Source organism: Microbacterium sp. Y356 (assembly GCF_059445355.1).
Genome location: NZ_JCAIUE010000001.1, coordinates 1,846,700 through 1,872,330, shown reverse-complemented (window position 1 = coordinate 1,872,330; position 25,631 = coordinate 1,846,700). Strand labels below are relative to the sequence as shown.

Annotated in this window: 27 protein-coding genes; 18 read left to right on the top strand and 9 right to left on the bottom strand. The window is 65.9% G+C overall.

Translation table 11 applies throughout. The features are described 5' to 3' along the window. Window positions 1-73: 73 nt before the first annotated feature. The 6 genes from AC1C2Q_RS08960 (at window position 74) to AC1C2Q_RS08935 (ending at window position 4,108) form a co-directional block, all read left to right on the top strand. Complete coding sequence (locus tag AC1C2Q_RS08960; RefSeq protein WP_495430745.1) at window positions 74-376, top strand: DUF427 domain-containing protein; 303 nt, start codon at window positions 74-76, stop codon at window positions 374-376. Window positions 377-401: 25 nt separating this feature from the next. Beyond that, window positions 402-1,226, top strand: coding sequence for an ABC transporter ATP-binding protein (locus tag AC1C2Q_RS08955; RefSeq protein WP_495449828.1), 825 nt, complete (start codon window positions 402-404; stop codon window positions 1,224-1,226). Continuing rightward, window positions 1,223-1,906, top strand: a complete 684-nt coding sequence (locus AC1C2Q_RS08950) for an ABC transporter permease (RefSeq protein ID WP_495430743.1) — start codon at window positions 1,223-1,225, stop codon at window positions 1,904-1,906. The genes AC1C2Q_RS08955 and AC1C2Q_RS08950 overlap by 4 nt, the downstream gene beginning before the upstream one ends. Next, a complete protein-coding gene (locus AC1C2Q_RS08945) occupies window positions 1,903-2,628 on the top strand; it encodes an ABC transporter permease (RefSeq protein ID WP_495430742.1) in 726 nt (241 codons plus the stop codon). Before AC1C2Q_RS08950 ends, AC1C2Q_RS08945 begins: the two co-directional genes overlap by 4 nt. A gap of 43 nt (window positions 2,629-2,671) precedes the next feature. After that, window positions 2,672-3,595, top strand: coding sequence for an ABC transporter substrate-binding protein (locus AC1C2Q_RS08940; protein WP_495449827.1), 924 nt, complete (start codon window positions 2,672-2,674; stop codon window positions 3,593-3,595). A 135-nt stretch (window positions 3,596-3,730) separates the two neighbouring features. After that, window positions 3,731-4,108, top strand: a complete 378-nt coding sequence (locus AC1C2Q_RS08935; RefSeq protein WP_495430740.1) for a hypothetical protein — start codon at window positions 3,731-3,733, stop codon at window positions 4,106-4,108. Here the strand turns inward: AC1C2Q_RS08935 and AC1C2Q_RS08930 are convergent. Beyond that, window positions 4,105-5,346, bottom strand: a complete 1,242-nt coding sequence (locus AC1C2Q_RS08930; RefSeq protein ID WP_495449826.1) for an AI-2E family transporter — start codon at window positions 5,344-5,346, stop codon at window positions 4,105-4,107. The two genes, AC1C2Q_RS08935 and AC1C2Q_RS08930, sit on opposite strands and share 4 nt — an antisense overlap. 60 nt (window positions 5,347-5,406) lie before the next feature. Between AC1C2Q_RS08930 and AC1C2Q_RS08925 the strand changes: the two genes are divergently transcribed. Continuing rightward, a complete protein-coding gene (locus tag AC1C2Q_RS08925; protein WP_495430738.1) occupies window positions 5,407-5,706 on the top strand; it encodes a chorismate mutase in 300 nt (99 codons plus the stop codon). Window positions 5,707-5,733: 27 nt separating this feature from the next. Here the strand turns inward: AC1C2Q_RS08925 and AC1C2Q_RS08920 are convergent, their stop codons facing one another. Genes AC1C2Q_RS08920 through AC1C2Q_RS08910 form a run of 3 tightly spaced genes read right to left on the bottom strand, consistent with a single transcriptional unit; the run spans window position 5,734 to window position 8,925 of the window. Further along, the gene (locus AC1C2Q_RS08920) at window positions 5,734-6,654 is read right to left on the bottom strand and encodes a carbohydrate ABC transporter permease (protein ID WP_495449825.1); all 921 of its coding nucleotides are present in this window, start codon (window positions 6,652-6,654) and stop codon (window positions 5,734-5,736) included. A 1-nt stretch (window position 6,655) separates the two neighbouring features. Next, entirely contained in the window at window positions 6,656-7,630 is a 975-nt protein-coding gene (locus AC1C2Q_RS08915; RefSeq protein ID WP_495449824.1) for a carbohydrate ABC transporter permease, read from the bottom strand. 32 nt (window positions 7,631-7,662) lie between these two features. Then, window positions 7,663-8,925 carry an extracellular solute-binding protein gene (locus AC1C2Q_RS08910; protein ID WP_495430735.1) on the bottom strand — a complete coding sequence of 421 codons (1,263 nt, stop codon included), beginning with the start codon at window positions 8,923-8,925 and terminating at the stop codon, window positions 7,663-7,665. A gap of 256 nt (window positions 8,926-9,181) precedes the next feature. Between AC1C2Q_RS08910 and AC1C2Q_RS08905 the strand changes: the two genes are divergently transcribed. The 5 genes from AC1C2Q_RS08905 to AC1C2Q_RS08885 all read left to right on the top strand — a co-directional run bounded on the left by AC1C2Q_RS08905 (window position 9,182) and on the right by AC1C2Q_RS08885 (window position 13,677). Beyond that, entirely contained in the window at window positions 9,182-10,096 is a 915-nt protein-coding gene (locus tag AC1C2Q_RS08905; RefSeq protein ID WP_495449823.1) for an SIS domain-containing protein, read from the top strand. 95 nt (window positions 10,097-10,191) lie between these two features. Beyond that, window positions 10,192-11,097, top strand: coding sequence for an ROK family protein (locus AC1C2Q_RS08900; protein ID WP_495449822.1), 906 nt, complete (start codon window positions 10,192-10,194; stop codon window positions 11,095-11,097). After that, window positions 11,094-12,056 (top strand): 1-phosphofructokinase family hexose kinase, encoded by a 963-nt coding sequence (locus AC1C2Q_RS08895; protein ID WP_495449821.1) that lies wholly within the window; start codon window positions 11,094-11,096, stop codon window positions 12,054-12,056. Before AC1C2Q_RS08900 ends, AC1C2Q_RS08895 begins: the two co-directional genes overlap by 4 nt. Next, complete coding sequence (locus AC1C2Q_RS08890; RefSeq protein WP_495449820.1) at window positions 12,053-12,919, top strand: class II fructose-bisphosphate aldolase; 867 nt, start codon at window positions 12,053-12,055, stop codon at window positions 12,917-12,919. Before AC1C2Q_RS08895 ends, AC1C2Q_RS08890 begins: the two co-directional genes overlap by 4 nt. Next, a complete protein-coding gene (locus AC1C2Q_RS08885) occupies window positions 12,916-13,677 on the top strand; it encodes a DeoR/GlpR family DNA-binding transcription regulator (RefSeq protein WP_495449819.1) in 762 nt (253 codons plus the stop codon). The genes AC1C2Q_RS08890 and AC1C2Q_RS08885 overlap by 4 nt, the downstream gene beginning before the upstream one ends. 315 nt (window positions 13,678-13,992) lie before the next feature. On the opposite strand, the gene AC1C2Q_RS08880 is transcribed toward AC1C2Q_RS08885, so the two are convergent. Further along, complete coding sequence (locus AC1C2Q_RS08880) at window positions 13,993-16,428, bottom strand: CHAT domain-containing protein (protein ID WP_495449818.1); 2,436 nt, start codon at window positions 16,426-16,428, stop codon at window positions 13,993-13,995. Between the two features lie 207 nt (window positions 16,429-16,635). Between AC1C2Q_RS08880 and phnD the strand changes: the two genes are divergently transcribed. Genes phnD through AC1C2Q_RS08855 form a run of 5 tightly spaced genes read left to right on the top strand, consistent with a single transcriptional unit; the run spans window position 16,636 to window position 20,617 of the window. Beyond that, window positions 16,636-17,535 (top strand): phosphate/phosphite/phosphonate ABC transporter substrate-binding protein, encoded by a 900-nt coding sequence (gene phnD, locus AC1C2Q_RS08875; protein WP_495449817.1) that lies wholly within the window; start codon window positions 16,636-16,638, stop codon window positions 17,533-17,535. Next, the gene (locus AC1C2Q_RS08870) at window positions 17,532-18,383 is read left to right on the top strand and encodes a phosphonate ABC transporter ATP-binding protein (RefSeq protein ID WP_495449816.1); all 852 of its coding nucleotides are present in this window, start codon (window positions 17,532-17,534) and stop codon (window positions 18,381-18,383) included. The genes phnD and AC1C2Q_RS08870 overlap by 4 nt, the downstream gene beginning before the upstream one ends. After that, window positions 18,367-19,206, top strand: a complete 840-nt coding sequence (gene phnE, locus AC1C2Q_RS08865; protein WP_495449815.1) for a phosphonate ABC transporter, permease protein PhnE — start codon at window positions 18,367-18,369, stop codon at window positions 19,204-19,206. Before AC1C2Q_RS08870 ends, phnE begins: the two co-directional genes overlap by 17 nt. After that, a complete protein-coding gene (locus tag AC1C2Q_RS08860) occupies window positions 19,203-19,961 on the top strand; it encodes a tyrosine-protein phosphatase (protein ID WP_495449814.1) in 759 nt (252 codons plus the stop codon). Before phnE ends, AC1C2Q_RS08860 begins: the two co-directional genes overlap by 4 nt. Further along, a complete protein-coding gene (locus tag AC1C2Q_RS08855) occupies window positions 19,958-20,617 on the top strand; it encodes a TetR/AcrR family transcriptional regulator (RefSeq protein WP_495449813.1) in 660 nt (219 codons plus the stop codon). The genes AC1C2Q_RS08860 and AC1C2Q_RS08855 overlap by 4 nt, the downstream gene beginning before the upstream one ends. Before the next feature lie 311 nt (window positions 20,618-20,928). Here AC1C2Q_RS08855 and AC1C2Q_RS08850 read toward each other — a convergent pair whose 3' ends face one another. The 3 genes from AC1C2Q_RS08850 to AC1C2Q_RS08840 are packed head-to-tail and all read right to left on the bottom strand — an operon-like array spanning window position 20,929 to window position 23,639. Beyond that, entirely contained in the window at window positions 20,929-22,509 is a 1,581-nt protein-coding gene (locus AC1C2Q_RS08850) for a S8 family peptidase (protein WP_495449812.1), read from the bottom strand. Between the two features lie 55 nt (window positions 22,510-22,564). Further along, a complete protein-coding gene (locus tag AC1C2Q_RS08845; RefSeq protein WP_495449811.1) occupies window positions 22,565-23,011 on the bottom strand; it encodes a hypothetical protein in 447 nt (148 codons plus the stop codon). Next, a complete protein-coding gene (locus AC1C2Q_RS08840; protein WP_495449810.1) occupies window positions 23,004-23,639 on the bottom strand; it encodes an RNA polymerase sigma factor in 636 nt (211 codons plus the stop codon). Before AC1C2Q_RS08840 ends, AC1C2Q_RS08845 begins: the two co-directional genes overlap by 8 nt. Window positions 23,640-23,852: 213 nt before the next feature. On the opposite strand from AC1C2Q_RS08840, the gene AC1C2Q_RS08835 reads away from it, so the two are divergent. Next, complete coding sequence (locus AC1C2Q_RS08835; RefSeq protein WP_495449809.1) at window positions 23,853-24,071, top strand: SCO4848 family membrane protein; 219 nt, start codon at window positions 23,853-23,855, stop codon at window positions 24,069-24,071. Between the two features lie 188 nt (window positions 24,072-24,259). Here AC1C2Q_RS08835 and AC1C2Q_RS08830 read toward each other — a convergent pair whose 3' ends face one another. After that, window positions 24,260-25,606, bottom strand: coding sequence for an MFS transporter (locus AC1C2Q_RS08830; protein WP_495449808.1), 1,347 nt, complete (start codon window positions 25,604-25,606; stop codon window positions 24,260-24,262). Window positions 25,607-25,631 lie beyond the last annotated feature (25 nt).

The following is a 25,631-nucleotide window of genomic DNA, read 5'->3' as shown; positions in this document are numbered from 1 at the left end:
AACAGTCGAAGAATGTGCCCCAAATGTCCGAACCTTCCCATACGCTCGAAACCGAATCTGAGGAGACCAGACCATGAAGGCTGTATTCGCAGGAACCACGATCGCCGAGGCCGACGAGACTGATCTGATCTCGATAGAGGGCAATTGGTACTTCCCCCTCACGTCGGTGACACCGGGGGTGCTCGTCGAGAGCCCGACCCCGTACACGTGCCCGTGGAAGGGTGCGGCCCAGTACTACTCCCTCCTGATCGACGGAGAGACGCACGCCGATCAGGCGTGGGGATACCCGCATCCTTATCAGTCGGCGTTCGACCGGCTCGGAAAAGACATCTCCGGCCACGTTGCATTCGCCCCCGGCGTCGAGGTCGGACCGTAGGCGCGGTTCGGCCGGAGATACACGCATGATCGAGTTCCGCTCAGTATCAAAGAGATTCCCCGATGGCACACTCGCCGTCGAAGACTTCAGCCTTGTGCTCCCCTCACGCAAGACGACGGTGTTCGTCGGCTCGTCCGGATGCGGCAAGACGACGCTGTTGCGGATGATCAACCGCATGGTCGAGCCGACCGGTGGCGACGTCGAGATCGACGGAGACAGTGTTCTCGGCAAGAATCCGGTGGCCCTCCGCCGCAGCATCGGTTATGTGATGCAGAACTCCGGCCTCATGCCGCACTTCACGGTGATCGACAATGTCGCGACGGTGCTGCGGCTCACTGGCATCCCGAAGCGCGTGGCGCATGAGCGTGCCCGAGAACTACTCGACACCGTCGGTCTCGATCAGGAGCTTGCTGATCGGTACCCGAGCCAGCTATCCGGCGGGCAGCAACAGCGCGTCGGGGTTGCGCGCGGCTTGGCGGCCGACCCGAACATCCTGCTCATGGATGAGCCGTTCGGCGCGGTCGATCCGATCGTGCGCGCCGACCTGCAGCAGGAGCTCATTCGCCTGCAGCAAGAGCTCGACAAGACCGTGGTGTTCGTCACCCACGACATCGATGAGGCGTTCCTGCTCGGGGATCAGGTCGTGATCCTCGACAAGGGGGCCCGCATCGTGCAGGTCGGCAGCCCGAGCGAGATCATCGAGAATCCCGCTGATGACTTCGTCTCGGCCTTCATCGGCGCAGAACGTGGTCGCCGGGCGCTGCATCTCAAGCAGACACCGCACGGCACCGTCGTCGTCGACTCCGAAGGTCGCACGCAGGGCTCGCTGACCGATTCCGGCGCGACATGAGCTGGGTCATCGACAACCTCGAGCTCATCCTCACGCTCAGCCTGACGCACCTGCGTCAGAGCGTGATCCCGATCGTGCTCGGTTTCGCCCTATCGCTGCCGCTGGGGTGGATTGCATGGCGGTACCGGCTGGTGCGTGGCCCGATCATTGTGCTGACCGGACTGCTTTATACGATTCCCTCACTGGCGCTGCTGATCCTGCTACCCGCGGTGGTCGGCTACTCACCGATCAGCGAGGCGAACCTCATCGTCGGTCTCACGATCTACGCGGTCGCCATCCTGGTGCGCTCCGTCGCCGACGGACTCGACTCGGTGGATGCCGCCGTCCGCCAGTCCGCGACAGCAATGGGGTACGGCGGGGCCCGACGGTTCTGGACGGTCGATCTGCCGCTTGCTGGCCCCGTCATCCTCGCGGGCCTCAGGGTCACGGCTGTCAGCACGATTTCGCTGGCGACGGTCGGTGTCCTCATCGGCGTCACCAATCTCGGCTATCTCTTCACGAACGGTCTGCAGCGTCGAATCATCGCCGAGGTCTTCGCCGGAGTCATTGCTGTTGTCGTTATCGCGCTGATCGTTGATCTTCTACTGATGCTCGTCGGGCGTGCGGTGATGCCGTGGACGCGGGCCACCAGCGTTCCCACCGTGCGGCGCCGTGCACTTACGGTGAGGGCTGCCGCATGAACGTGTTTGCTGAGGCTCTGGCTTGGTTGTTCTCTCCAGAGCGTCTGGAGGGGTCGTACGCACTGCCGATCCTGCTCGGCCAGCACCTGTTCTACACCGTGATCTCGGTCGTCGTCGCCGCGGTGATCGCAGTGCCGCTGGGCTGGCTCATCGGGCACACCGGCCGCGGGCGTGAGTTCGCGGTGGCGGTGTCGGGCGCCGCGCGGGCCGTGCCCTCCTTCGGGCTGCTGATCCTGCTTGTGCTGCTGCTCGGCGTGCTGCGAATCCCGGAGGCCGCGGTCATCACCTTCGTATTGCTGGCGATCCCCTCGCTGCTCGCCGGCGCCTATACCGGCCTCGAGGCGATCGACCGCCGCGTGATCGACTCTGCGCGTTCGATGGGCATGACCGAATGGCAGGTGTTCTGGAAGGTCGAGGTGCCCCTCGGGCTCCCGCTGCTCGTCGGCGGCATCCGCGCCGCACTCCTGCAGGTGATCGCGACCGTCACCATCGCGGCCTACGTCAATCTCGGCGGGTTGGGCTGGCCGATCATTCAGGGCATTCCACTTCGCCGCTTCGACCAGGTGCTCGGCGCCGCGATCCTGGTGGCCGTGCTCGCACTCATCGTAGATCTCCTCCTCGCCGTCGCGCAGCGTGCTGCAGTGCCAGCGGGGGTGCGCGTGCAGCAGGTTGGACCCAAGCGCCTACGCCCGGGCCGGAACACCTCGTATGTTCCCGCATGACACCCACGAAGCATCCACAGACTCCCCACCAGAGAGGAACAATATGTTCACCGCACGAAAGTCACGCCTCGTCCTCGCCGGCGGCATCGCGCTCGCCGCTTCGCTCGTCCTCGCGGGCTGCGCCACCAGCAACCCCCTAGACCCCGCCACTGACGGAGGCGACTCCGGCGACGCGGCCTCCGACACGATTGTCATCGGGTCACAGGCCTACTACTCGAACGAGATCATCGCCGAGATCTACGCCCAGGCGCTGGAGAACGCCGACATCGAAGTGGAAAGGCAGTTCAACGTCGGGCAGCGTGACGCGTACATTCCCGAGCTCGAATCCGGCGCGATCGACCTGTTCCCGGAGTACACCGGCAACCTGCTGGAGTTCTACGACGGCTCAGCCGACACGAACAGCCCGGATGCGGTCTACGCCGCGCTCCAGGACGTGCTGCCAGAGGGTCTGACTGCGCTCGACTACGCCGAGGCCAGCGACCAGGACACCTACACGGTGACGAAGGAGTTCGCCGACGCGAACAACCTCACAACGATCGCCGACCTCGCGAACGTCAGCGAACAGGTCACGATCGGTGGGGCACCTGAGTTCGAGCAGCGCCCATATGGCCCGGCGGGCGCCAAGGAGCTCTACGGCGTCGACCTCGCCTTCTCCGCCACAGGTGACACGACGCTTGAATCGCTGCTGGCCGGCGAGATCCAGGTCGCGGACATCTACAGCGCAGACCCGGCGTTCCAGGTCGAGGACATCGTCGCGCTCGAAGACCCGGAGAACCTCATCCTCGCCTCGAACGTCGTCCCGATCGCCTCAAGCGATGTCTCCGATGAGGCAGCGGCGGTCATCAACGGGGTCAGCGCCGCGCTGACCGTCGACGATCTCGTCGCGCTCGGCGTGCAGAGCACTGTTGACCAGCTCTCGCCCGAAGAAATCGCCACGCAGTGGCTGACGGACAAATCTCTGATCTGACCACTGGCGCAATCGAAGGGTCCTCTCGACCAGCGCGTGAATCCAATGCGTCGGGAGGACCCTTCAGCGTGTGTTGTGCCACCAGCTGAGAGAATGGGTGCACCCAGCCGGAATGCAAACTAAGGACCCGCACGAATGATCTCCAAGCGTGACCTCGCCTACCGGCTCGACATCCCCTTGGAGATGGTCGTCCGCCACGGGTTGGAGGACGGCGTGAGCGAGGCGGAGTTCGCCGCACTCGAGCAGGACCCTCCCGCGTGGCTTGCCCAGTCACGGGCCAACCGCAAGAAGGACGGCCGCCCGATGTGGGCGACCCTGACATGCGCTGTGTGCGGGTATACCGAGACTGCGCGCCCGAAGAAGTGGTGGCCCGCCGAGTTCACCTACGTGAGCTGCAGTCACCACTCGCCATCCGCCCTGCCGAAGCCTGCCCCAGGACACCTCCGCGTTGAGTTCGAGGGTGTCGGGACGAAGTTCGTCGGAATCGTGGACGACACGGTCGAGGGTCTCTAGACCCTGGCATCCTGGCGGGGAATCCAAATCTTCTTGATGATGATCAGGATGGATGCCGTGACCGGCACCGCCACGAGTGCTCCGAGGAGCCCTAGCAGTGTGCCGCCGACCAGCGCGCCGATCACGACGAGCGAACCGGGGATGGCGATAGCTCGGTTCATCACGCGCGGGGTCAGGAAGTACGACTCGACCTGCATGTAGATGAGGTAGATGACTGCGAATACCAGCGCGAAGACGATGTTGTCGCCGAACAGGGCGATCCCGGTGCCGATGACCCAGAACAGCAGCGATCCGACGAGCGGGATCAGCGTGATGAGGAACGCGACCACGGCCAGCAGCAGCGGGAACGGCAGGCTGAGCACCGTGTACAGGACCAGTACGAGCATCGCGTTGATGAAGGCCAGAGTCACCATGCCCATGACGTAACCGCCGACGGAGTCGGTGATCTCTGTGCTGATGATGTCGGCATTGCCCCGGTCGCGCGCCGGAACGAGACGGAGCATGGCCTGCTTGATGCCTGGCAGCGTCGCCAGGAAGTAGATGATGAGTACCAGCACGATGACGGCCCCGGAGATGCCGTTGGCGATGGACGCACCGACCTGAAGTGCACCGCCGCCGATTGTGGCGATGTTGCCGGGGTCAGTGAGGAAGCCCTGCACATCGCCGACCAGAGTCTGGAACTGTTCGCCGAACTGATCGTCCAACGTCGCGTAGAGATCGCTCTGCTGGAAGTCCCCGACCATGATGGGAACATCCTTGACGAAGCTGGTGATTTGCGCGACCACGACAGGGACGATCGCCCAGATGATCAGGCCCAGAGCGACGATGAGCCCGGCGAGCACGAGGAGCACACCCAAACCGCGTTTCATGCCGCGTCGCTCGAGGAAGCGCACGGCTGGATCGAGGCCGAGAGCGGCGAACAGTGCGAGGGCGATGTAGATGATCACCGTCGACAGATTTGATAGCGCGAGTCCGAGCAGGATCGCGGCGAGCCCGCCCAGGGTGACGAGGAATCCGAACACGAACGGGCGCTCGATGCGGGTCCAGAATGAACGGCTCGACGGTACCGGCTCGACGACCGGCTTCGGCGTGATCGCGGCACCTCCGACAGGTTCCGTCTTGGCGGGCTTCTGCCTCTTAGCCGTCACTTTTGCGCCGGAATCTGGCCCCGATCCGGCAGGCGATTCGTCGACGGTAGAAGTGGCATCGTCGGACGCCGCAGGCAGTTCGGTGCTCATTTTCCCACTCTAGAGCGCCGACCCACGATATCGTCTTAACCGCCGACGATGAGGAGACACATGACCGACGCCGACGACGCCCGCGCCGAATTGCTGCGACTGCGAGCCAGCATCGACAACATCGATGCTGCGCTCATTTACATGCTGGCGGAGCGTTTCCGTGCCACTCAACAGGTCGGCATCCTCAAGGCAGAGCATGCGATGCCGGCATCCGATCCCGGGCGAGAAGAGCAGCAGGTCGCGCGCCTGCGTGCGCTTGCCGAGGAAGCGCACCTCGACCCTGAGTTCGCCGCGAAGTGGTTCAACTTCGTGGTCGCAGAGGTCATCCGCCACCACACGGAGGCCGCTGAGGGGCGCTGAGCCGGTACTCGGTCTACCGGGACGCCGCTACTTCACGCTCCCCGCGGTCAGGCCTCCGACGAGACGTTTCTCGATCATCATGAACAGGATGATCACGGGCAGGATCGCGACGATCGAGACGCCGAACACGTACTGCCAGCTGGTCTCGTACTGACCGACGAACTTCGTCAGCGCGACGGACAGCGGCTGGTTCTTGTCGGTGGACAGGATCACCAGCGATGCGGCGAACTCGTTCCAGCACGCTACGAACGTGAACACGATCGCGGTGACGATGCCTGGCCACACCAGCGGAAGGCTGATCTTGAACAGCACGGTCAGGCGCCCGGCGCCGTCAATCTGCGCGGCCTCGTCGATCTCCTTCGGGATGCCGGCGAAGAACGAGTGCATGATCCATACCGCGAACGACAGGTTGAAAGCCGCGTTGATGAAGATCATCGCTGCCCAGGTGTCACCGAGGCCGAGCACTGTGAACTGTCGGAACAGGCCAGAGGTCAGCACCGCCGGCTGCAGCATCTGCGTGACGATCACGAGGAACAGGAACACCATGCGTCCGGGGAACTTGAACCTGGCCGTGTAGTACGCAGCCGGCATTGCCACGACCAGCACGAGCAGCGTCGCGAACACGGCGATGATGATCGTCGAGATCAGGTTGTACGGCAGCGGTGTCTCCGGCGTCGACCACATGTTGATGTAGTTCTCCCAGTGCCATTCCACCGGGAAATACGTCGGATCGACCGAGCGGATCTGCGACTTCGTCTTCACAGAGCCGAAGAACATGATCAGGTACGGCAGCACGAAGATGCCGAGCACGAGGGCGCCGGCGACCATGCGCAGGATGACGCGGGGCAGCGACACCTGGTCAGCCGTGTAGCGACGCCGACGACCGATGGGCGCTGCGGCGCGGCCGCGGCCGGACGTGGTGATGACTCGAGTTTCGGTGACGGTCATCTCACACGTCCTTCATGGGCTTGACGATCTTCACGTATGCCGCGACGATCACGATGACGATGAGGAAGGCCACCACAGACAGTGCGCTGGCGACATCGACCTTCTTCTGCAACTCGATGTATTTGAAGATCAGCGTCATGATCGTGTCCGCGTCGTAACCGGGTATCGACCCGGTCATCACCTTCAGGATCGGCAGCGAGTTGAACACGTTGATGATGTTGATGAGCACGGCAACGCTGAGCGCCCCGCGCAGCTGGGGGAACACGATCGACCAGTACGTGCGCACGGCGCCCGCACCATCCATCTTCGCGGCCTCGAGCGCATCACCAGGAACGGACTGGAGCCCAGCGAGCAGGGTGTACGTCGTGAACGGGAGCGACACGAAGATCGCGATCACGATCGACCAGGCAAAGGCGGTCGCCGGGTTTCGGGTCCAGCCGTATCCCTCAGGAGTTCCCACCATGCCGATGTCGACGAGGAACTTATTGATGACGCCGAAGTACGGCTCAAGGCCGTAGTAGAACACCATGGTCGTCATCACGACGGATGCCGCCCACGGGATGATCACGGCGAGCCGCACGAGCTGGCGCCCGGGGAACGCCTTGTTCAGGATCTGCGCGAGCCCGAGTGAGATCACGACAGTGATCACGACGACCGAGACGACCCAGATGACCGTGCGGCCCATGATCGGCCAGAACGCCGGGAAGTTGAACACGGCGATGTAGTTGTCGAAGCCGACCGAGCCCTTATCGAGACCGGACAGCGAGATGTCGCGCGTGGAGTTGAAGAACATCACCCCGGCAGGGAACAGCACCACGCCGATGATCAGCACCAACGCGGGTGCGAGCCACGGCAGGGCGGTGAGCAGTTCGCGTGCGCCGGGGCGCTTCTGCGGTACGGCATCCGCATTTTCGGGGGTGTGGGGGTGGCCGGTGGCCACCCCCACGGGGTTCGAGGATTTCGTCATACGGCTCATGGTTTTATCCCGAACCCCTTCGCTTGCGAGCGTCAGCCCGCGTCGACCTGTGCCTGGATCTCTGCCAGAACGTCTGCTGCAGGCTTGGTCTGCAGCTGTCCGAACAGCGCCTTGAACGCTCCGTCGGTCGCCGACCACAGGGCGTTCGTGGAGGGGTAGAACTGAGCGTCGGGCAGTACAGCGAGGAACGGTGCGAGTGCTTCTTCACCGGCGAGCTCTTCAGAACCCGACTTCGTCACAGGCAGGAACCCCTCCGCCTGCACCCAAGGCACGTAGACCTCAGGGGTGTAGAAGTAGTCGAAGAACGCGGTGATCGCCTCGGCCTTGTCTCCGTCGTTCTGGAATGCCATCAGCTGGTCGGCAACACCGAGTGTGAACGGCGAGCCGTCCTTGGTGGGGATCGGAACGATGGAGTAGTTCAGGTCGGGGTTGCTCTCGGCGATCTGGCCGACCGTCGGCGGCAGGCCGACCTGCATGCCGATCTTGCCCTGGATGAAGATGTCCATCAGCGGTGAACGCTGCGTCGACCCTGGGTCGGCCTGGGTGGCGCCTGCGTCGATCATCTTCTTGATCTGCTCGGCGCCGACCAGGTTCTCTGGGGTGTCGATGGTGATCGCGGACTCGTCGCCGAAGGATCCGCCGCCGCCCCACAGCCAGATGGCTGCCTCGGCCTGGGCCTCTTCTGATCCGAGGGGCATGCCGTAGCCGGCGATACCGTCTCCGAGGCCGGAGACCTTGGTTGCGGCATCCAGCAGCGAGTCCCAGTCGGTCGGTGCCTCGACGCCGGCCTGGGCGAGGAGGTCGTCGTTCACGAACAGCGCGCGAGCGGAGGCGATCAGCGGCAGCGCGTAGGCCGTGCCGTCGAGCTGCTCATTCTTGATGAACGATTCCTGGAAGTCGGCGAAGGTGTCAGGGCTGGTGACCTCTTCCACGTCGTAGAGCAGTTCATCGGCGGCGAATCCGGCGAACGGACCACCGTTGTAGATGTCGGGTGCCTCGCCGCCCTGAACCTTCGTGGCGACGACGCTCTCGAGGTTGTCCCAGGACTGCACCTCGAGGTTGACCTTGATGCCCTCGTTCTCGGCTTCGAAGCCGGCGATGACGTCTTCCCACAGGCCCTTCGTGTTGTCGGAGTAGCTGGGTACGAGCAGGTCGATCGTGGTGGTGCCGCCAGCTTCGCCGTCATCCCCACCGCCGGCGGAACCGGTGTCAGAACCGCCGAACCCGCAGGACGCGAGTGCGAGCGTCGCTGTCGCCGTCAGGGCGACGGCGCCAAACCGCAGAGACTTCTTCATGTCATTCCTCACTGTGGTGGTGCACAGCCGCAAAGAGAAGTACTGCTCACGCGGCAGTGCGTGTACATCGGTGTGCAGGTAGGCTCACCGCGTCTTGGATCTGGATGGGTAGGACACTACCCTGATTTGTGAAGCGTGTGAACAAAAGGCAACATACTTGTCATCGAACCGTAACTATGGCGTAATATGATTGTTTAGTGCACAAAAGCACCATAAACCTTCACCAGCCCATGGGTCTAGAACGAAAGTGATATTCATGACTGCACAGCTCTCCCAGGCCACACCTGGCGCGCACATGCGCGCAGAACTGCTCTCACAGCCCGCAACCTGGGCGCGCGCGGCAGACATGCGCGACGAGCAGAAAGTGCTCCCCGCCTCGGGCAAGCGCGTCGCTGTCGTCGGGTGCGGCACCTCGTGGTTCATGGCTCAGTCGTACGCGGCGCTGCGTGAAACCGCAGGCCAGGGCATTACCGATGCGTACGCGGCATCCGAGGCATTCCTCGACCGTGACTATGACGCTGTCATCGCCCTCACCCGCTCCGGCACCACCAGCGAGGTGCTTGAGCTCACCGCGCAGATCAAGGGCAAGATTCCGGTCATCGGCGTGATCGGTGACCCGACTTCACCGCTTGTCGACCTGGTCGATGACGCCGTGCTGCTGCCCTTCGCCGACGAGAAGTCGGTCGTGCAGACCCGCTTCGCCACCACCGCGCTGACGCTCATGCGCGCATCGCTCGGCCTGGATGCCGACGTCGCACGCTCCATCGCGGATGCAGAAGCAGTGCTCGCCGCAACCGACGATGAGACCCTTGCCACGGCAGACCAGTACACCTTCATCGGCCGTAACTGGTCGATCGGTCTCGCGCACGAAGCCGCGCTGAAGATGCGCGAGTCGTCGCAATCGTGGACCGAGTCGTACCCGTCGATGGACTATCGCCACGGTCCGATCGCGATCGCCGCTCCCGGCCGCATCACGTGGCAGTTCGGCGTTGCTCCCGAAGGCCTCGCCGGTCAGGTCGAGGCCACCGGTGGCCGCTTCGTGCAGCACGATGTCGATCCGCTCGCCGATCTCGTTCGCCTGCACCGCGTCGCGCTTGACCGTTCGCTCGGCAAGGGTCTTGACCCCGACATGCCCCGAAACCTCAGCCGATCGGTCATTCTGGAAGCGTGATGCCCCCAACTGCTGCCGAGTCCGCACAACCACGCCGAAACGATGCTGAATCGGCGTCGCCTCGGCGTGGTGTTGCGGCCTCGCGAGGTATTGGGGTGGGCGCGCCGGTGCTCGCCTTCGACGTCGGCGGCACCGACATCAAGTCGGCCCTGTTCGACGCGGATGGCACGGCCCTCGGGTTGCGCCGCACTCCTACCCCGGATCTGGGCGATGACCCGGCAGCGGCACTGATCGAGGAGATCGCTCGACTGGCAGATGAGTTGCGGATGCAGCATCCGGATGCCGTGCCGGAGGCGCTCGGTTTCGTCGTACCTGGCATCGTCGACGCGGATGCCGGAATCGGCGTGTTCGCGAGCAATCTCGGTTGGCGGGACGCTCCGCTGCGCGCCCTTGCCGCACAGCGGCTGCAACTGCCGATTGCATTCGATCACGACGTGCGCTCCGCCAGCTGGGCGGAGCACGAGCTGGGCGGCGCCCGCGCCCATGATGATGTCGTGGTGCTGATCATCGGCACCGGAATCGCCGGTGCAATCCTCGTCGGCGGCCAGCCATACACCGCCGGCGGCTATGCCGGTGAGATCGGGCACTCTCCCGTTGCCGATGGTCCCGAATGTGCATGCGGCGCCCGTGGCTGCCTCGAGACGATCGCCTCGGCCGGAGCCATCGCCCGTCGGTATGCCGCGGCGACCGGAGCCACGCCGGATGGCGCCCGCGACGTGATCGCCCGTGCCGCGGCAGGAGATGAAGTCGCCGCGCGCATCTGGAACGAGGCGCTCGACGCTCTCACGCTCTCGCTCGCGCAGCTGACGGCGATGGTCGCCCCGGAGGCGATCGTGATCGGCGGCGGGCTTTCTCGTGCCGGCGGCGCACTTTTCGATGAGTTGCGCTCGCGGCTTGCCGCGCGCCTGAGCTTCCATCGGATGCCGGCGCTCATCCCCGCTGAGCTTCAGGGCAACGCCGGACTCCTCGGGGCTGCCCTGCGGGCAAGGGAACTGACGTGATTCTCACTGTGACCCCGAATCCTGCCCTCGACATGACGTGGGAGATCGATCGCATCGAAGCTGGGGGCACGCACCGGGCCGATACCGGTGCCGTGCGTGCTGGTGGCAAGGGCCTCAATGTCGCTCGCGTCGCGCATGCCGAGGGCTACCGGGTGCGCGCGTTGACCACGGTCGGCGGATCGACCGGCGACGCATTGCGCCGCGAGCTGGAGAGCAGCGGGGTGCCGCATCGGCTGCTGCCTGTCTCGGCTGACACTCGTCGCAGCGTGGCGTGGGTCGATCGCGCGCTCGGTGACACCACGATCGTCAATGAGCGCGGAGTGAACCCGACCGCCTCGGAATGGGCGGAGTTCGTGCGGGTGGTGAGGGAAGAGGCTGCCGCAGCATCCGTGCTGGTGATCTCAGGCAGCTTCCCGCCCGGCGCCCCAGAGGGACTGCTCGACGAGTTGATTGCAGCAGGTGTCGGATGCCGGGTGATTGTCGATACGTCTGGACCCCTGCTGCTCGCCGCAGCGGATGCCGGTGTCGCCGTGCTCAAGCCGAACAGGGCAGAGCTGGCTGAGGCCACCGGCATCGACGATCCGCTCGACGGAGCGCGCGAGCTGCTGCGTCGAGGCGCCGGGCTCGTGCTGCTGTCGCTCGGTGCGCAGGGCATGTACGCGGTCGCCGCAGACGAAGTGCTCTGCGCGCGACTGCCGGAGCCGCTCGCCGGCAACCCGACCGGAGCGGGAGATGCGGCGGTCGCCGCGGTCGCGACCCTGCTCGATTCCACTGAAAATGATGGTGAGCGCGATAGCGTCGCGGGAATGCCAGATACCGAGACCATCCTGCGCCGCGCGACCGCATGGTCGGCAGCGGCCGTGCTGATGCCGCTTGCCGGGGAGATCTCGCCGCAGCACCCAGAGCTCGCAGACGACCTGATCGTCGCTGCCATCCAAAACCCGAAGGACTCCGAATGACACTCGTCTCTGCCGCCGATCTCGTGCGCGACGCCGCAGCCCAGAACCGTGGAATCGGTGCGTTCAACGTGATCCACCTGGAGACGGCCGAGGCGCTGGTCGCGGCATCCGCTCAGGCGCAGCTGCCGGTGATTCTGCAGATTTCACAGAACTGCGCGAAGTACCACGGCGGGCTCGAGCCGATTGCTCTGGCCACCCTCGCGGTCGCGCGCCGGGCCGAGACCCCTGTTGCCGTGCACCTCGACCACGCCGAGCTGCCAGAGCTCGTCGACGAGGCCATCGCGCTCGGCTTCGGTTCGGTGATGTTCGACGGCGGTGCGCTGCCGTATGACGAGAACGTCGCACTGACCGCAGAGGTCGTGCGCAAAGCCCACGCCGTCGGCGTCTACGTCGAGGGTGAGCTGGGCGAGGTTGGCGGCAAGGACGGTGCCCACGCGCCAGGCGTGCGCACCGACCCTTCCGAGGCCCGGGCCTTTGTCGCCGCAACGGGCGTGGACGCGCTCGCGGTTGCAGTCGGGTCCTCCCACGCGATGCTCGACCGCAGCGCCTCGCTCGATATCGAGCTCATCGCTCAGCTGCATGCCGCCCTCGATGTGCCACTCGTGCTGCATGGATCATCAGGTGTCGCGGATGATGTCATCGAGCAGGGTGTGCGCGCCGGAATGACGAAGATCAACGTCTCCACACATCTGAACGGGTTCTTCACGCGCGCCGTGCGTCAGACACTGGCCGCGGACGAACGACTGGTCGATTCCCGCAAGTACGTCGCGCCCGGTCGCGCCGCGGTTGCCGATGAGGCGGCCCGGTTGCTGCGGCTGTTCGCCCTCGCCTCCGGTCAGACCTCCGCCAGAGGTGCGGCGTGAAACGCGCAGCGCGGCTCGCGAAGATCCTCGATCTGCTCGCGGACCAGGGGGAGGTCTCCGTCGACGATCTGGGAACTCGCTTCGAGACGTCGGCGGCGACAATCCGCCGCGACCTCGACAGCCTTGCCGAGCAGCGACTGCTCATCCGTACCCACGGCGGCGCTGTGGCGCAGTCGGTCGCGTATGAGCTACCCATCCGGTACAAGAGTCACCAGCGTACGCACGAGAAAGAGCTCATCGCCCAGGCGGCCTGCGATCTCGTCACCACCGGCGCCGTCGTCGGCCTCTCCGGCGGAACGACCACCACCGCGATCGCCGCCGCGCTCGCCGCCCGCGCAGACCTCGGTGAGTTCACGGTCGTCACGAACGCCGTCAACATCGCCTCCCAGCTCGCGACGCGACCCGACATCAAGGTCGTCGTGACAGGAGGCGTCATACACTCCCGCAGCTACGAGCTGGTGGGTCCGTTCGTGGAGCAGCTGCTCAGCGGCATCCAACTCGACATCGCCTTCATCGGCGTGAACGCGCTGTCGGCCGAGGCCGGCGCGAGCACGCACGACGAGCGCGAGGCTGCCGTGAACCGCATGATGGCCTCCCGTGCGCGCCGCGCCGTGGTTGTCGCCGACTCGAGCAAGATCGGTCACTCTGCTTTCGCGCACGTCGGCGGGCCGGAACTCTTCGGCACCGTCATCACGGATGCCGCGGCTGATTCGGCGGCGCTGGTCGATGCCGGGTACGAAGTCGTCGTCGCGACCTGAGCCCGCCCGGCATCCCATCGCCTACTCGTCGGCGCCCCTCGCTGGCGCCGATGCCCCGTCGAATTTACGTCGCTACGACAGGGCGCGGACGATAACCAGGGGCCCCAGCGCCCTGAACGTCCACAACCTTGCGGAGGGTGCCGCGGCATTCCGCGGCACCCTCCTGAGTAGTCGGTGTCTGTCGTCGCGTCCCCACGCGCATCCCCAGAAACGACCACGCCTCCCGTGCTCCACCCTTCCGGAGCATCCGCGTGACACCTTCCAAAGATCAGGAGCGCTTTAGTCGCTGTCTGATACATCGAATGGAGATATTCTTCAGAATCCGCTTCCGTGGCATTGGAACGGTGTGCGGTGGCCGGTCGCGACGGATGCTGAGGCAAGCGCCACGGCAGGTGAATCACCGCGGCTAAGGCCGGTGTGCACGACGCTGAGCAACTCGCTCGCGATGTCATCCGGCACGACCGCTGGGGCGGCGATGACGCTGCGGGTGCCCGCGTGCAACCACACCCGCGTCATCCCGAGTGCCTCCTCTCCCCAGCGCACCGACGACAGTCCGAGCTCGCACGCCGACAGCACGACGGTGTCTGGCGCGTGCGCGATCAGGTCGACGTCGTAGCCGAACAATGTGCCGTCGACGAGCTCAAATCCCGCGAACAGCGGGTTGTCGACCGCGTGCCTTCCGTGGGCGGCGATGTGCAGCACATCCACTTCACCGGCGAGAGCGGTGACGGCATCCACTCGCGCGTCATCGCCGACGAGAACCGCGGCGTTCTCCCAGACGGATGCCGCGGCGCGCACCTCGCCGGCGGCGCGAGGCACACGCGGGCCGGCGGCGAATCCCGCACTCCGTGGCACGCGCGTCGTGTCGTGCTCCTGCATCCAGCGCGACGCCGAGGTCGCGAGAGTGAATGCGCGCCCTGACATCGTCGGAAGCATCCCCCACGGGATGCCGGCGAGGATGCCAGGTGCCGTCAGCACCAGCCGGCGGTCACCGATAAGCGCGCGTACCGGGGCAAGGAGCGCGTCATCCAGGCGCTGCATCCGGTCGTCGAGAGCACGCGCGACGACCTGGGCCATCGGGCCGCTGCGGATGGAGGCGGAGACGTCGAGGTCGGCGCGCAGGCCAGCAGACGACTTCTGCACCGCGGCGAGATCGAGCGCGACGATCACGCTGTCATCGGCTGAGGTGAGGAGGACGCTGAGGCTGCTGCCGGCGAACACATATGACAGCACGGCGGTGCCAGAGTCGAGGGTGTCGCGCAGTTCGGTGAGAGAGACGCGGGGGCGGGTGTCGCCAGCCCCGGTCGCCGACCACTGGCGGTCGCGCACGCGGCCACGGAGGGTGCGTACCTGCGGATGCGTTGTCCACTCCTGACCGGACAGTTCGGTGCGCAGCATCCGCAACTCTGCGAGGTCGGCGGCCAGCTGCGGATCGTGTGGCGGGCGGACGGGGGCGACCTGTTGGCTGAGGTGACGGGCGCGCTCTGACCAGTCGAACAGGATGCCTGGGTCCCCGCTCTCCACGGCGGCGGACAGCCCGCGGAAAACCAGATTCGTGCCGTGCATCGCGAGTGAGGCCTGCAGGTCGAGTGCGCCAAACGAACGCTGCCAGTCTGAGAGGAGATCGAGGCCGCTAGCGGCGTGACGGCGTGCCTCAGCGGGGCGCCCTGCCGCGACTGCGCGGGCCGTGCGGATCTCGGCGGCGCGCAGGCGCAGCGGGGTCGGTGCGTTCTGAGGAAGGCGCGGCAGCTGTAGCGGTGCATCGCCACGGTGGACGCCAGCCAGTGCGGCACTCAGATGGACGGCCGTCGCCTCACTCGGAAAGCCAGCTGCTTCCAGGGACGCGGCCGTCGCGGTGAACTCTCCGACAGGTGGAGCGGACCCGGCATCGAGCTGGGCATCGAGGCGGATGGCGTCACTTCGGGCTGCCCAGCTTTCGGCCCGAAGGGCGCGGAAGCGTCGGGCCGCCGCGCGTGCGACCTGCCCTGACCGTCGGGGATCGTGCCGCAGCAGCGAGCGGGCAAGGTGGTACTCGGCTTCGGCACGGGCCTGGCGCATGCGGGCTGTGCCGAACGTCGCGGCGACACCCTCGAGCAGGCGCTCGGCCTCATCGACGAGGCCGGCATCGCGCAGCACCTCGGCGCGGTCGAGGTCGCTCATCGCGGCGCTGACCGGAGATTCTTCGGCGATCACGGGTCGTGACTGCTCCATGAGTTCGAGCGCCACGACGAGGTCGCCGCGCAGCAGAGCCGTGTAGCCGAGGTTGTGGCGAGCTTCGGCTGCCGCAGACAGATCGTCGGCAGCCTCATAGATCTCGACGGCCTGCTCGAGGTCGGCGGTGCAGGCATCGAACGCGCGGCGGTGCATGTGCACGAGTGAGCGGTTCATGAGGCAGTTCGCCCTGGCGACCGACTCGAGTCCGTCAATCGCTCGCGTCAGCATTTCCTCTGCCTCGTCAAGACGCCCGGCGCGAGTGAACAGCACTCCCAGTTGCCCGGCGAGGATCGCCTGGGTCTCTGCGCTCACACCGCCGAGGGCGAGGGCGTCGCGACAGATTGCCTCGGCGCGGGCTGGTTCGCCGGTCTGCGCGAGGACGTATGCGGTGGTGCCGGCGATCCGAGCCTGCAGATCGGGTCCGGCATCCGCTGCCTGGGCGGCCGCACGCGCGAGCAGCTTTCGCGCCTCGGCATACCGCTGCGCGTTTGAGGCGTCACGCCCACGTTCGTACAGTGCGCGCGTAGAAGTCCCCATGGCTTCAGGATGCCGTGTCTGCCTCTCCGGGGGAAGAGCGGGACGCGCTGGTCGAAGGGTGTGGCTCGTGTCAAAGTCACTCCGTGTTCACCTGACGTTCAAATTGAAGTACGCCGGTCTCGTAATTGCCGGACACCTGGCGAAGTTTGAATACAGGTGTTCTCGAAATCTCCGGAACGACCCTCACATACTCCGAAAGGCCATCCCATGCGTCGCTACACCCTCCCCGCGGTGGGCATGCTCAGCATCGCTGCTCTCGCACTCACCGGCTGCCAGACTTCTGACGCGGACGCAGCACCTGCGCCCGACGCACCCATCACCATCGCCACGCTTCCGGCCTCGGATGATCCGACTCAGGCGAACCCCGTCGACGCGCTCGTAGAGCTGCTAGAGGCCGAAACCGGCCGTGAGGTCGAGATCACAGACGTGCCCGACTACCTCAGCGTCGTCGAGGCAATCCGCAACGATCACGTCGACATCGGCATCATGAGCGGTTTCCCCTCCGCGCTCGCCGTCAACACGGGCGAGGTGGATGCACTCCTGGCATGGAAGGGCTCGGACGACCCGGTCTCGACCTGCGTCGTGCTGGAAGACTCCCCGATCAAGACCGTTGAAGACTTTGAAGGTAAGACGATCGCCTTCGCCGATCAGGCGTCCAGCTCTGGCTACTTCATGCCGGTCTACATGCTGCACGAGGCAGGTCTGGAACAGGGCGTCGACTACGAGGCGATCTTCGCTGGCGGCCACGAGGGCAGCTTCGCGGCGCTCGCTCAGGGGCAAGTGGATGCCGCATGCACCGCCAACATGCTCACCGAGCTCGGCGCACCCATGTTCCCGTTCGCCGACGGCGAGTGGCGCGGTGTCGGCCAGAGCCCGTCGATGGACGTCATGGGCACCGTGCTCGCCCGTCAGTCGCTCGACGACGAGACCCGCACGCTCCTCGAAGAAGCGCTGCCGAAGGTGTTCTCCGAGGAGAACGTTGATGCGCTCGCCGCCTACAGTTCCTTCGTCGGTCTTGAGGTCGAGATCGCTCCGGATCCGAGTGTGTTCGCCTCCTTCGCAGCGATCGCCTCGGTGGCAGGTGTCGAGCTTGAGGACCTGGAATGAGCACGAAGGTGAAGCAGGGAGCCGTGAAGCCGGAGGCGGTGAAGCCGGACGCAGGCCTGCCGGTGACGACCGCCGAGTTGCGCCAGGCGCTCCCGCTCGTCACGGTTCGTGACCTCCGTGTCGCGTACGACGAGACCCCAGTGCTTGAGGGCGTCGATCTGGATCTGTTTCCCGGTGAGATGGTCGCTCTGCTCGGGGCATCCGGTTCTGGCAAGTCCACTCTGATGAAGAGCCTCACCGGCTTCGCACCCATCTCGGGCGGATCGGTGCGGGTAGCCGGTCACGATGTGACCAATCTTGCCCGCGGCGAGCTGCGCACTCTGCGCTCCGAAGTGGGCCAGGTTTTCCAGCAGTTCAATCTCATCCCACGGCTGAGCGTCCTCACGAACGTCCTCACCGGCGGACTGCACAATGCAGGATCGATCAACATCGCCGGTGGTTTCTCATCGGCCGATCGCCGCCGTGCGCTGGCGCTTCTCGACCGCGTCGGCATCGCCCACAAGGCGAAGGACCCGGCACGTTCACTCAGCGGCGGGCAGCAGCAGCGCGTCGCGATCGCGCGGGCGCTCATGCAGCAGCCACGTGTGATCCTCGCCGATGAGCCGGTGGCTTCCCTCGATCCGAAGCTGGCGGATTCGGTGCTCGGACTCTTGCGCGAGATCGCCACCGAAGACGGTATCCCAGTATTGGTGAGCTTGCATGTGCTGCCGCTCGCGCTCGCGCACAGCGACCGGATCGTCGGGCTCCGTCATGGTGAGATGCTCGTGTCGGCACCGACTGCTGAGCTGGACTCCGACGCACTCGCGCCGCTCTACGAGGAGGAGGAAGACGATGAAGACGACCACTGAGACGCGCAGCAAGCGCGAGCAGCCGGTGTTGTCCGTCGCCGACCGCACCCGGATGGAGCGTGCGTTCTCGATTCCACGCACGCGCTTCCTGATCGGCATCCCGGTCGCGATCCTGATCATGCTGTGGTCGGCCGGTGGCGTCGGATTCGACTTCATCAAGCTCGGCCAGGGCGCGGTGAACATGAGCGAGTTCGTCTCTCGGCTGTTCCCACCGGACTTCTCCAAGATCGGCACGATCCTGGCGCTGCTGGTAGAGACGCTGCAGATGGCGATCATCGGCACCGTGCTCGGCGCGGTGCTCTCACTGTTCATCGCCTTCGCCGCGGCATCCAACATCTCACCGAAGTGGTTGTACTACCCGTCGCGCTGGGTGATGAACATCATCCGCTCGGTACCAGACCTCGTCTTCGCCCTGATGTTCGTCTCGGCTGTCGGACTCGGCCCGTTCGCCGGCATCCTCGCCATGACGATCGGTTCGATCGGTTCGATCGGAAAAATCTTCGCCGAGTCGATGGAGTCGGCCGATCTAGGTCCGATCGGCGCGATGCAGGCCGTCGGTGCATCCAAGCGTCAAGTCATCCAATACGGCGTGCTTCCGCAGTCTGCACCGCTGCTGGTTTCATACACACTGCTGCTGTTCGAGGGCAACGTGCGCGGCGCGACCATTCTCGGCCTTGTCGGTGCGGGTGGCATCGGGCTCGAACTCACCACGGCCATGCGGATGTACAACTACGGACACCTCAGCGCCATCATCATCTGCATCATCGTGCTCGTCACGGCGATCGACCAGGGCAGTGCCCTCATCAGAAGGAGAATCACATGACAACTGTGGACATCGAGCTCAGCGCTCCGGTGAACCTGCGCGATCTTGGCGGAATCCCGATCGCAGGCGGTGTGCTTCGTGACGGATTCGCCATCCGCACCGATGACCTCGCGTACGTGACCCGTGATGTCGCCGACGAACTTGTCGCATCCGGCCTCGGTGCGATCATCGACCTGCGCTCGCCCGTGGAGATCGCAGCGACCGGACGTGGATTGTTCGACGAGTACTCCGTGGCGTACCACCACCTGTCGCTCATTGCGGATGTCGGCGATGCGCGAACGCGCAGTGCAGCAGAACTCGGGCACGAGGCGATGGGCGAGATGTACGTCGACCTCGTCGAGAGTGCGGCACCGCGGCTCGTCACGGCGCTGAACGTCATCGCATACACCGAGGGTGCGACGGCGTTCCACTGCGCGGCCGGCCGGGATCGCACCGGTGTGCTCGCGGCGATGCTGCTGCTGGTGCTCGGTGCGGACGATGACGAGATCGTCGCCGACTACGCACGCACAGCGGAGAACATGCCAGCGATCATGGCGCGGACGCGTCCGGTGATGGCGGCGATGTGGAGGGCGCTCGGATTCGACGTGGACGCACCTCGGGCGGATGCGCTGCTCGCCGGCCCGATGGATGTCTCGATGCGGATGCTGCTGACCACCCTCCGCGAACGTCACGGAGACGCGCTCGCGCCGCTGCGCGCCGCTGGCCTCTCAGGCGACACCGTCGCGCGGTTGAGGCGGAGGGCCCTCGCGGTATGACCTCCGTTGTGGATGCGGAAGTTGTGGATGCCGGGGTTGTGGATGCCGGGGTTGCGGATGCCGGGGTTGCGGTTCGCCGCGGCCCCGGTCGTCCTCGTGATGAGGAGATCGACGGGCAGATCATCGAGGCGACGCTCGCGTTGATCGATACCGAGGAAGACGTCACCGTCTCGCGGATTGTCGCGCTCAGCGGCGTCAGCCGTGCGGCGCTGTATCGGCGGTGGCCGTCACTGACCACACTGCTCGCGGCAGCGCTCGATGTCGGCCGGGCGGTACCGCCCGCCGTGCCGGTTGATGAGGATCTTCGCCAAGCAATCCTCGATGGGATTTTCAGCGGTGGATCGGTGGGTGCGACTGCGTACTCGGAAGCGCGTTTCCGACACCGTATCCGTCTGGTGATGGCCGACCGGGCGCTGCAGAAGGCGTATTGGTCTTCGCACGTCGTACGGCGACGCGCTCCGATCGAGACCGCAATACGCGGCGGCATCGAGCGGGGCATCCTCCGCGATGATCTTGACGTCGAGGCGTGCTTCGACACGATCGCCGGCGTGTTGTACTACCAGCTGATCGTGCGCGGCGACCGCGTCGAGAATATCGCGACGGCGACGCGGGTCGCGAACGCGTTCGACGTGGTCTGGCGCGGGATGCTCGCCTGAGTCGGGACGTGCGGGTGCGTGCGGTGCGTGCGGGTCGTGCGGTGCGGTGCGTGGCGGTGCGTGCGGGTCGTGCGGGTGCGTGGCGGTGCGTGCGGGTCGTGCGGGTGCGTGCGGGTGGCGCACATGGTCGCCTCAGCTGCTCGCACCCGACAACCTGCGACCCCTCGAGATTCGGCACGATGGTGGACGGGTCGCAGATCGTCGGTTCGACGGGCTGCGTGCGGCAATGTGCGCCACCCCGCGGGAGGCCCCACACGGTGGCCCCACCTCGCGGCGGCCCCACCTGGCGGCGACCCCACCCGGCGCGTGGCTCAGCCCAGCGGTACCTCCGGCGGCAGCTCCTTCAACACAGCATCCACGGCCTTCTTCACCGCATCCTTCCGCGCGACGCCCTCGCTCGGCATCGATCCTGCCAACAGTGCCGCGAGTTTTCCCGCGACATAGGGCGCCGCGAACGATGTGCCGCTCCACGCGGCGAAGCCGCCACGGTAGTCATCCGGGTCGATCGTCTGCCGCTCGAGGCCATTCACGTCCGCCCTGGTCGCAGCCTGCGCGCCGCCGACGAACGCCGGGGTCGTCGAGACCACCATCGCCCCTGGAGCGTAGACCCGAACCCACGGCCCGATGTTCGAGAACAGCGCCAGCGATCGTCGCGACGGATTCAATGCGCCCACCGACACGAGTGGCACGGCGCCGTCAGCGACCAGGCCGTTGTTCGCACCAGGCCACGCCCATAGCGATGCCGGAAAAGACGGACGGTCGATCGCATCATTGCCTGCCGAGCACACCACGACCGTGCCCAGCGATCGTGCGGTGTACAGCAGACTGTGCAGCACAAGCGAGAATTGACCGTCGACCGGAGTCTCGTGGTAATACCCGAGCGACAGGTTCAACACATCGATCGGATGCCCGCCGTCGATTCCGTGCACGAATCGGCGCTGCAGTTCCACCACGGCGGCGAGCGCTTGCAGGAACGTGCTTTCTTCGACCACGCCGAGAGAGCCCGCGATGCGAACTGAAAGGATGTCGGCATCCGGAGCTGTCTGTCGAACCAGACCCGCGATAAACGTGCCGTGCCCTGCCACCGCATCGATCTCGCCGTCCAACTGCCCATACAGATCGGGATACCGCTCGGGGTCATCTTTGCCGGTCAACCCGATCGGCACGCCGTCGAGCATGACCTGCCGTGTCACGATCGAATCCGGCAGCCACTCATGCACGCCGCATCCGGTGTCGAGCACCGCCACGACCGCTCGTCGCCCCTTTAGAGGATCGGCACCGCGCACCGGCGCCGCACCGACCCAGGCGAGCGGCTGGCGCCCGCCGCGTCCGGGCTCGAGGTAGTCATCGCTGCCGACCGCCCCCGCTCCGCGCACCGGGTTCGTGCGTGTGAACGGGTTCGTCCTGGTGAACGGGTTCGTGCGGGTGAACGGATTCAGCCCCACCGGATCGATCGCCAGCATGTGCTCGAGCCCGGCCCTCGGCATCGGGCCTCCGACGATCCGTCGTGCGCGCTGCAGCACCCGCCAGGCATCCGGTGCCACCGGCGACTCTCCATCAACCGGTAGGTCTGGAGTACGCAGCACGATGCGGCGGAGCCCCGGGATGCCCGGCAGCATCTCTGCCCCGTGCCCCGCTCGCACGACGTCTTCCCGCTCGACTCGCAGCTCCCAGCCGAACGCTTCCGCGGCCTGCCTGAGCGCGAGAAGGTCACGATCGTAAGCGCCGTTCTCGTCATCCGGGTGCTCGGCGATCAGCATCCGATCTGGCAGATATGCGGTCGGATACGCACGGATGCCGTCGACGGGATCCACGCTGGGGTCGAGCGCCGTGCCGCGGGGGATCGACCCCTCCGCGCGGTCTTGCCAGCTCCAGCCCTTTGGATGCTCCATTGCTCTCCCTCGTCGGCGGGCTCACCGCCCGGCTTCTCGCCCGCTGGGGCGGTGCTCACGCCTCGAAATGCGGAGTGAGTAGATCCTTGTGTCCTTCGCCGGTGACGAGCAGCACCTGGCTGAGGCCAGGCGGGATGTCGTCGAAGGCGAAGCGGCCCTGTTCATCTGGTGCGATGTTCCACTCGCGTTCGCCCTGAGTGAGGCGCACTTCGATGGCGCCGGCGTCGACCCAGCCGTCAATCCGCCGCATTCGTCGCGCAGTGTGACTGATGTGCAGCAGGATGCTCGCCGCCCCGTCACTGAACTGTAAAGTGGTCGTCTCGCTGTCGCCGCGCACCGCTGCCTCGGCGTTGTCGACCAGCGTCAGCAGTGCGTACTCGCGAGATAAGTCGGCCATGGCGACGGCCGCGATCATGCGCTCGGCGAGGTCGCTCGGCACTGGATCGATGGCTTCGGCCGCGGCGCGCAGCTGAGCGAGCAGCAGGTCGTCGGAGTCAGCCATCACGACCACCGCCTTTTTCAGAGAATCCGTCTTCAGAGAAACCTGTGCGCACCAGTGCCGTTCGAAGCTTCGCGAGGCACCGTTTGCGTGTCGGACCGATGCTGCCGATCGGCATATCGAGGTCGGCGGCGATCCGCGCGTAGTCCGGCCGGTCATCGAATGCGACCACCCTCAGCAGCCGTCGGCAGCGGTCGTCGAGCGTGCCGACGGCAGTCCACAGTCGACGGGACTCATCGGATGCCGCGACCTCAGCCTCGGTGGACTCCTGTGGCGGCAGCATGGGCTCGAGGAGCTCGTCTGCCGTGGCATCCGCTCGTCTGTGATTTTTGCTGACCCGCCAGGCCTCGCGCCGGGCGGTGACGGTGAGCCAGCCGGAGACCGCGCGGGCGTCGGCGATGCTCTCGTGCCCGCGCACGAGGGCGAGCCAGGTGGATTGCACGACGTCTTCGGCGAGCATGCGTTCCAACCCGTAGGCGCGCACGACGTGCCACAGGACGGGGGTCATCAGGCGAACCAGATCGTCCATGGCGCGCACGTTGCCGGAGCGCCAGTCAATGAACAGATCGGCGGCACGTTCCCAGCGCGCAGATCCATCACTGACGGCGCCCCCAGGGGAGGCGTCGGTCATGATGATCATTGTGCTCACATCTACCAGGAGCAGGGCAAGTGGTTCCTGATACATTCCTCGCTCGAGTGGTTGCGGACGATGCGTGCGCCCGGCTCGGAGAAGTGCGCTCCGCTCGGAGGAATTCTCAGATTCTCTCCGAGTTTCCGGTACATCTCCGAGCGAAGCGCACACATGGATGCCGGATGCGGGATGCCGAGGCAATACCGTAGAGAGGTGACAACTCTCGCCGTGCTCCTGTTCATCAACGCCGCCTTCAACGTCATCGTGTGGCCGCGGTTCTACACGCGAGTCGCGAACGATCCGCGTGCTCGGGATGCCGAGGGCAAGGCGACGACGTTCCTCAAAGTGCACGCGATTCTCATCGCGCTCGCGCTGGTGATCGCCGTCGTGTCGGTGATCGCCGGCATCGCCGCTCTCGCCGGCGCGCTGTAGGACGCGGTCTCTCTGCCGCACGGGCAGCTGTCGGGACGCCGAGCCCCGTCGGGATTCCGAGGCCCCGTCTTGGCGACGTCAGCACGACGTCAGCACGACGGGGTGTGGGCGGTAACCCGGGGCGTCGAGTGACGGTAACCCGGGGCGTCGGACACGGTGACCGGGGCGTCACAGTGACGGTGCCCGGGTCAGCGCACCTCGAACTGACGAGCGTGGGCCGACCAGCCGGCCTCGGCGGGGAGGGCGCGCAAGCCGCGGTTGACGATCGCCATCAGCACGGAGATCGCGCACAGGACGGATGCCACGATGAGGGTGTTCTCACGTCCGATCGTTGCGAGACCGAACCCGGCGATCAGCGGCGCGAACGGCATCGCGCCCATGCCGAGCACTCCGGCGGCACTGTTGGCGCGACCGAGCAGTTCGGTAGGTGTCGCGACCATAAAGTACCCCATCAGGGCGGCGTTCACCGCAGGAATGAAGAACACTGTCACGCCGAGGACGACGGTCAGCGCCACGGGTTCGTGCACCGGGATCATCCCGAACACGCCGATCACCGACACGGCCAAGCCGCCGATGATGATCACGCTGGCCCGCACCCGCGACACCAGCAAGGGTGCGATGAGCGCGCCGACGAGCATGGCCGCTCCGGCTCCGGTGGAGAGCAGCCCGATCGTGATCGTGGAGTGCCCAGCCTGCTGCAGTGCATAGATCACGCAGGTCAGCGCTGTGCTGAAGCCGAGGTTGACGACGGTCGCGACGAATAGCACGCCGCGCAGGTCGGGGCGGGAGAACAGCCAGCGGAATCCCTCGGTCATCTCGCGCAGCGCATTCGGCTTGGCGACGGTGCGTGCGGCGGCTGACACTCCGACGCCGGATGCCGCGGCATCCGTCCCTTCGGTGGCGAAACTCAGATCATCTGCGTCAGGGGCGGTCGACCCGGCCGTCCGAGCCGAGCGCTGCAGCATCCAGGCCGTCACCGTCGCGACGACGTGACACGCGGCGATTGCGGCGCCGATCACCCATGCGCCCGCCGCGAGCAGCGCGCCGCCGAGGGGGCCGCCGGCAAGTTGGAGCATGGCATCGCGCCCCTGGTTGGCGGCCTGAGCTCTGCCCATCGCACTGTCCGGGACGATCTCCTTCAGCGCACTCTCGCCGGCGACGTCGAAGATTCCGGCGCGCGCCGCGAGCAGCACGTCCATGATCAGCAGCGTGACGAAGGTAAGGGCATCGACGAGCGCGAGAACCGTGAACGCCCCGGCGAGCACCACTCCGACGAGTGAACCGAGCACCATCATGGTGATGCGGCGATGACGGTCAGCGAGAACACCGCCGAACACCGTCGTGACGGCGCGGATCGTCATGCCGACGGCGCTGATGATGCCGGCCTGGGCCGGGTCATTCGTGATGAACAGCGCGATCAGCGGGATCGCGAATCCGAACAGCGCGCCGGCGAGCCCCTTGGCGGTGTCGCTGATCAGCCAGGTGATGTAGCGGACGTTGCGGGTCAGCCGATGAGTGGCGATCGCGGTGTTCATATCGTCGAGTGTAAATCCGCAATAG

Excerpts from the sequence above, each read along its gene's own strand:
- AC1C2Q_RS08950 (WP_495430743.1), top strand. The coding sequence starts at position 1,223 with ATGAGCTGGGTCATCGACAACCTCGAGCTCATCCTCACGCTCAGCCTG.
- AC1C2Q_RS08845 (WP_495449811.1), bottom strand. The coding sequence starts at position 23,011 with ATGGCTGACTCCGACGACCTGCTGCTCGCTCAGCTGCGCGCCGCGGCC.
- AC1C2Q_RS08915 (WP_495449824.1), bottom strand. The coding sequence starts at position 7,630 with ATGAGCCGTATGACGAAATCCTCGAACCCCGTGGGGGTGGCCACCGGC.
- AC1C2Q_RS08905 (WP_495449823.1), top strand. The coding sequence starts at position 9,182 with ATGACTGCACAGCTCTCCCAGGCCACACCTGGCGCGCACATGCGCGCA.
- AC1C2Q_RS08860 (WP_495449814.1), top strand. The coding sequence starts at position 19,203 with ATGACAACTGTGGACATCGAGCTCAGCGCTCCGGTGAACCTGCGCGAT.
- AC1C2Q_RS08870 (WP_495449816.1), top strand. The coding sequence starts at position 17,532 with ATGAGCACGAAGGTGAAGCAGGGAGCCGTGAAGCCGGAGGCGGTGAAG.
- AC1C2Q_RS08930 (WP_495449826.1), bottom strand. The coding sequence starts at position 5,346 with ATGAGCACCGAACTGCCTGCGGCGTCCGACGATGCCACTTCTACCGTC.
- AC1C2Q_RS08960 (WP_495430745.1), top strand. The coding sequence starts at position 74 with ATGAAGGCTGTATTCGCAGGAACCACGATCGCCGAGGCCGACGAGACT.
- AC1C2Q_RS08890 (WP_495449820.1), top strand. The coding sequence starts at position 12,053 with ATGACACTCGTCTCTGCCGCCGATCTCGTGCGCGACGCCGCAGCCCAG.
- AC1C2Q_RS08940 (WP_495449827.1), top strand. The coding sequence starts at position 2,672 with ATGTTCACCGCACGAAAGTCACGCCTCGTCCTCGCCGGCGGCATCGCG.
- AC1C2Q_RS08920 (WP_495449825.1), bottom strand. The coding sequence starts at position 6,654 with ATGACCGTCACCGAAACTCGAGTCATCACCACGTCCGGCCGCGGCCGC.
- AC1C2Q_RS08850 (WP_495449812.1), bottom strand. The coding sequence starts at position 22,509 with ATGGAGCATCCAAAGGGCTGGAGCTGGCAAGACCGCGCGGAGGGGTCG.
- AC1C2Q_RS08830 (WP_495449808.1), bottom strand. The coding sequence starts at position 25,606 with ATGAACACCGCGATCGCCACTCATCGGCTGACCCGCAACGTCCGCTAC.
- AC1C2Q_RS08840 (WP_495449810.1), bottom strand. The coding sequence starts at position 23,639 with ATGACCGACGCCTCCCCTGGGGGCGCCGTCAGTGATGGATCTGCGCGC.
- AC1C2Q_RS08855 (WP_495449813.1), top strand. The coding sequence starts at position 19,958 with ATGACCTCCGTTGTGGATGCGGAAGTTGTGGATGCCGGGGTTGTGGAT.
- phnD (WP_495449817.1), top strand. The coding sequence starts at position 16,636 with ATGCGTCGCTACACCCTCCCCGCGGTGGGCATGCTCAGCATCGCTGCT.
- AC1C2Q_RS08945 (WP_495430742.1), top strand. The coding sequence starts at position 1,903 with ATGAACGTGTTTGCTGAGGCTCTGGCTTGGTTGTTCTCTCCAGAGCGT.
- phnE (WP_495449815.1), top strand. The coding sequence starts at position 18,367 with ATGAAGACGACCACTGAGACGCGCAGCAAGCGCGAGCAGCCGGTGTTG.
- AC1C2Q_RS08955 (WP_495449828.1), top strand. The coding sequence starts at position 402 with ATGATCGAGTTCCGCTCAGTATCAAAGAGATTCCCCGATGGCACACTC.
- AC1C2Q_RS08910 (WP_495430735.1), bottom strand. The coding sequence starts at position 8,925 with ATGAAGAAGTCTCTGCGGTTTGGCGCCGTCGCCCTGACGGCGACAGCG.
- AC1C2Q_RS08880 (WP_495449818.1), bottom strand. The coding sequence starts at position 16,428 with ATGGGGACTTCTACGCGCGCACTGTACGAACGTGGGCGTGACGCCTCA.
- AC1C2Q_RS08935 (WP_495430740.1), top strand. The coding sequence starts at position 3,731 with ATGATCTCCAAGCGTGACCTCGCCTACCGGCTCGACATCCCCTTGGAG.
- AC1C2Q_RS08925 (WP_495430738.1), top strand. The coding sequence starts at position 5,407 with ATGACCGACGCCGACGACGCCCGCGCCGAATTGCTGCGACTGCGAGCC.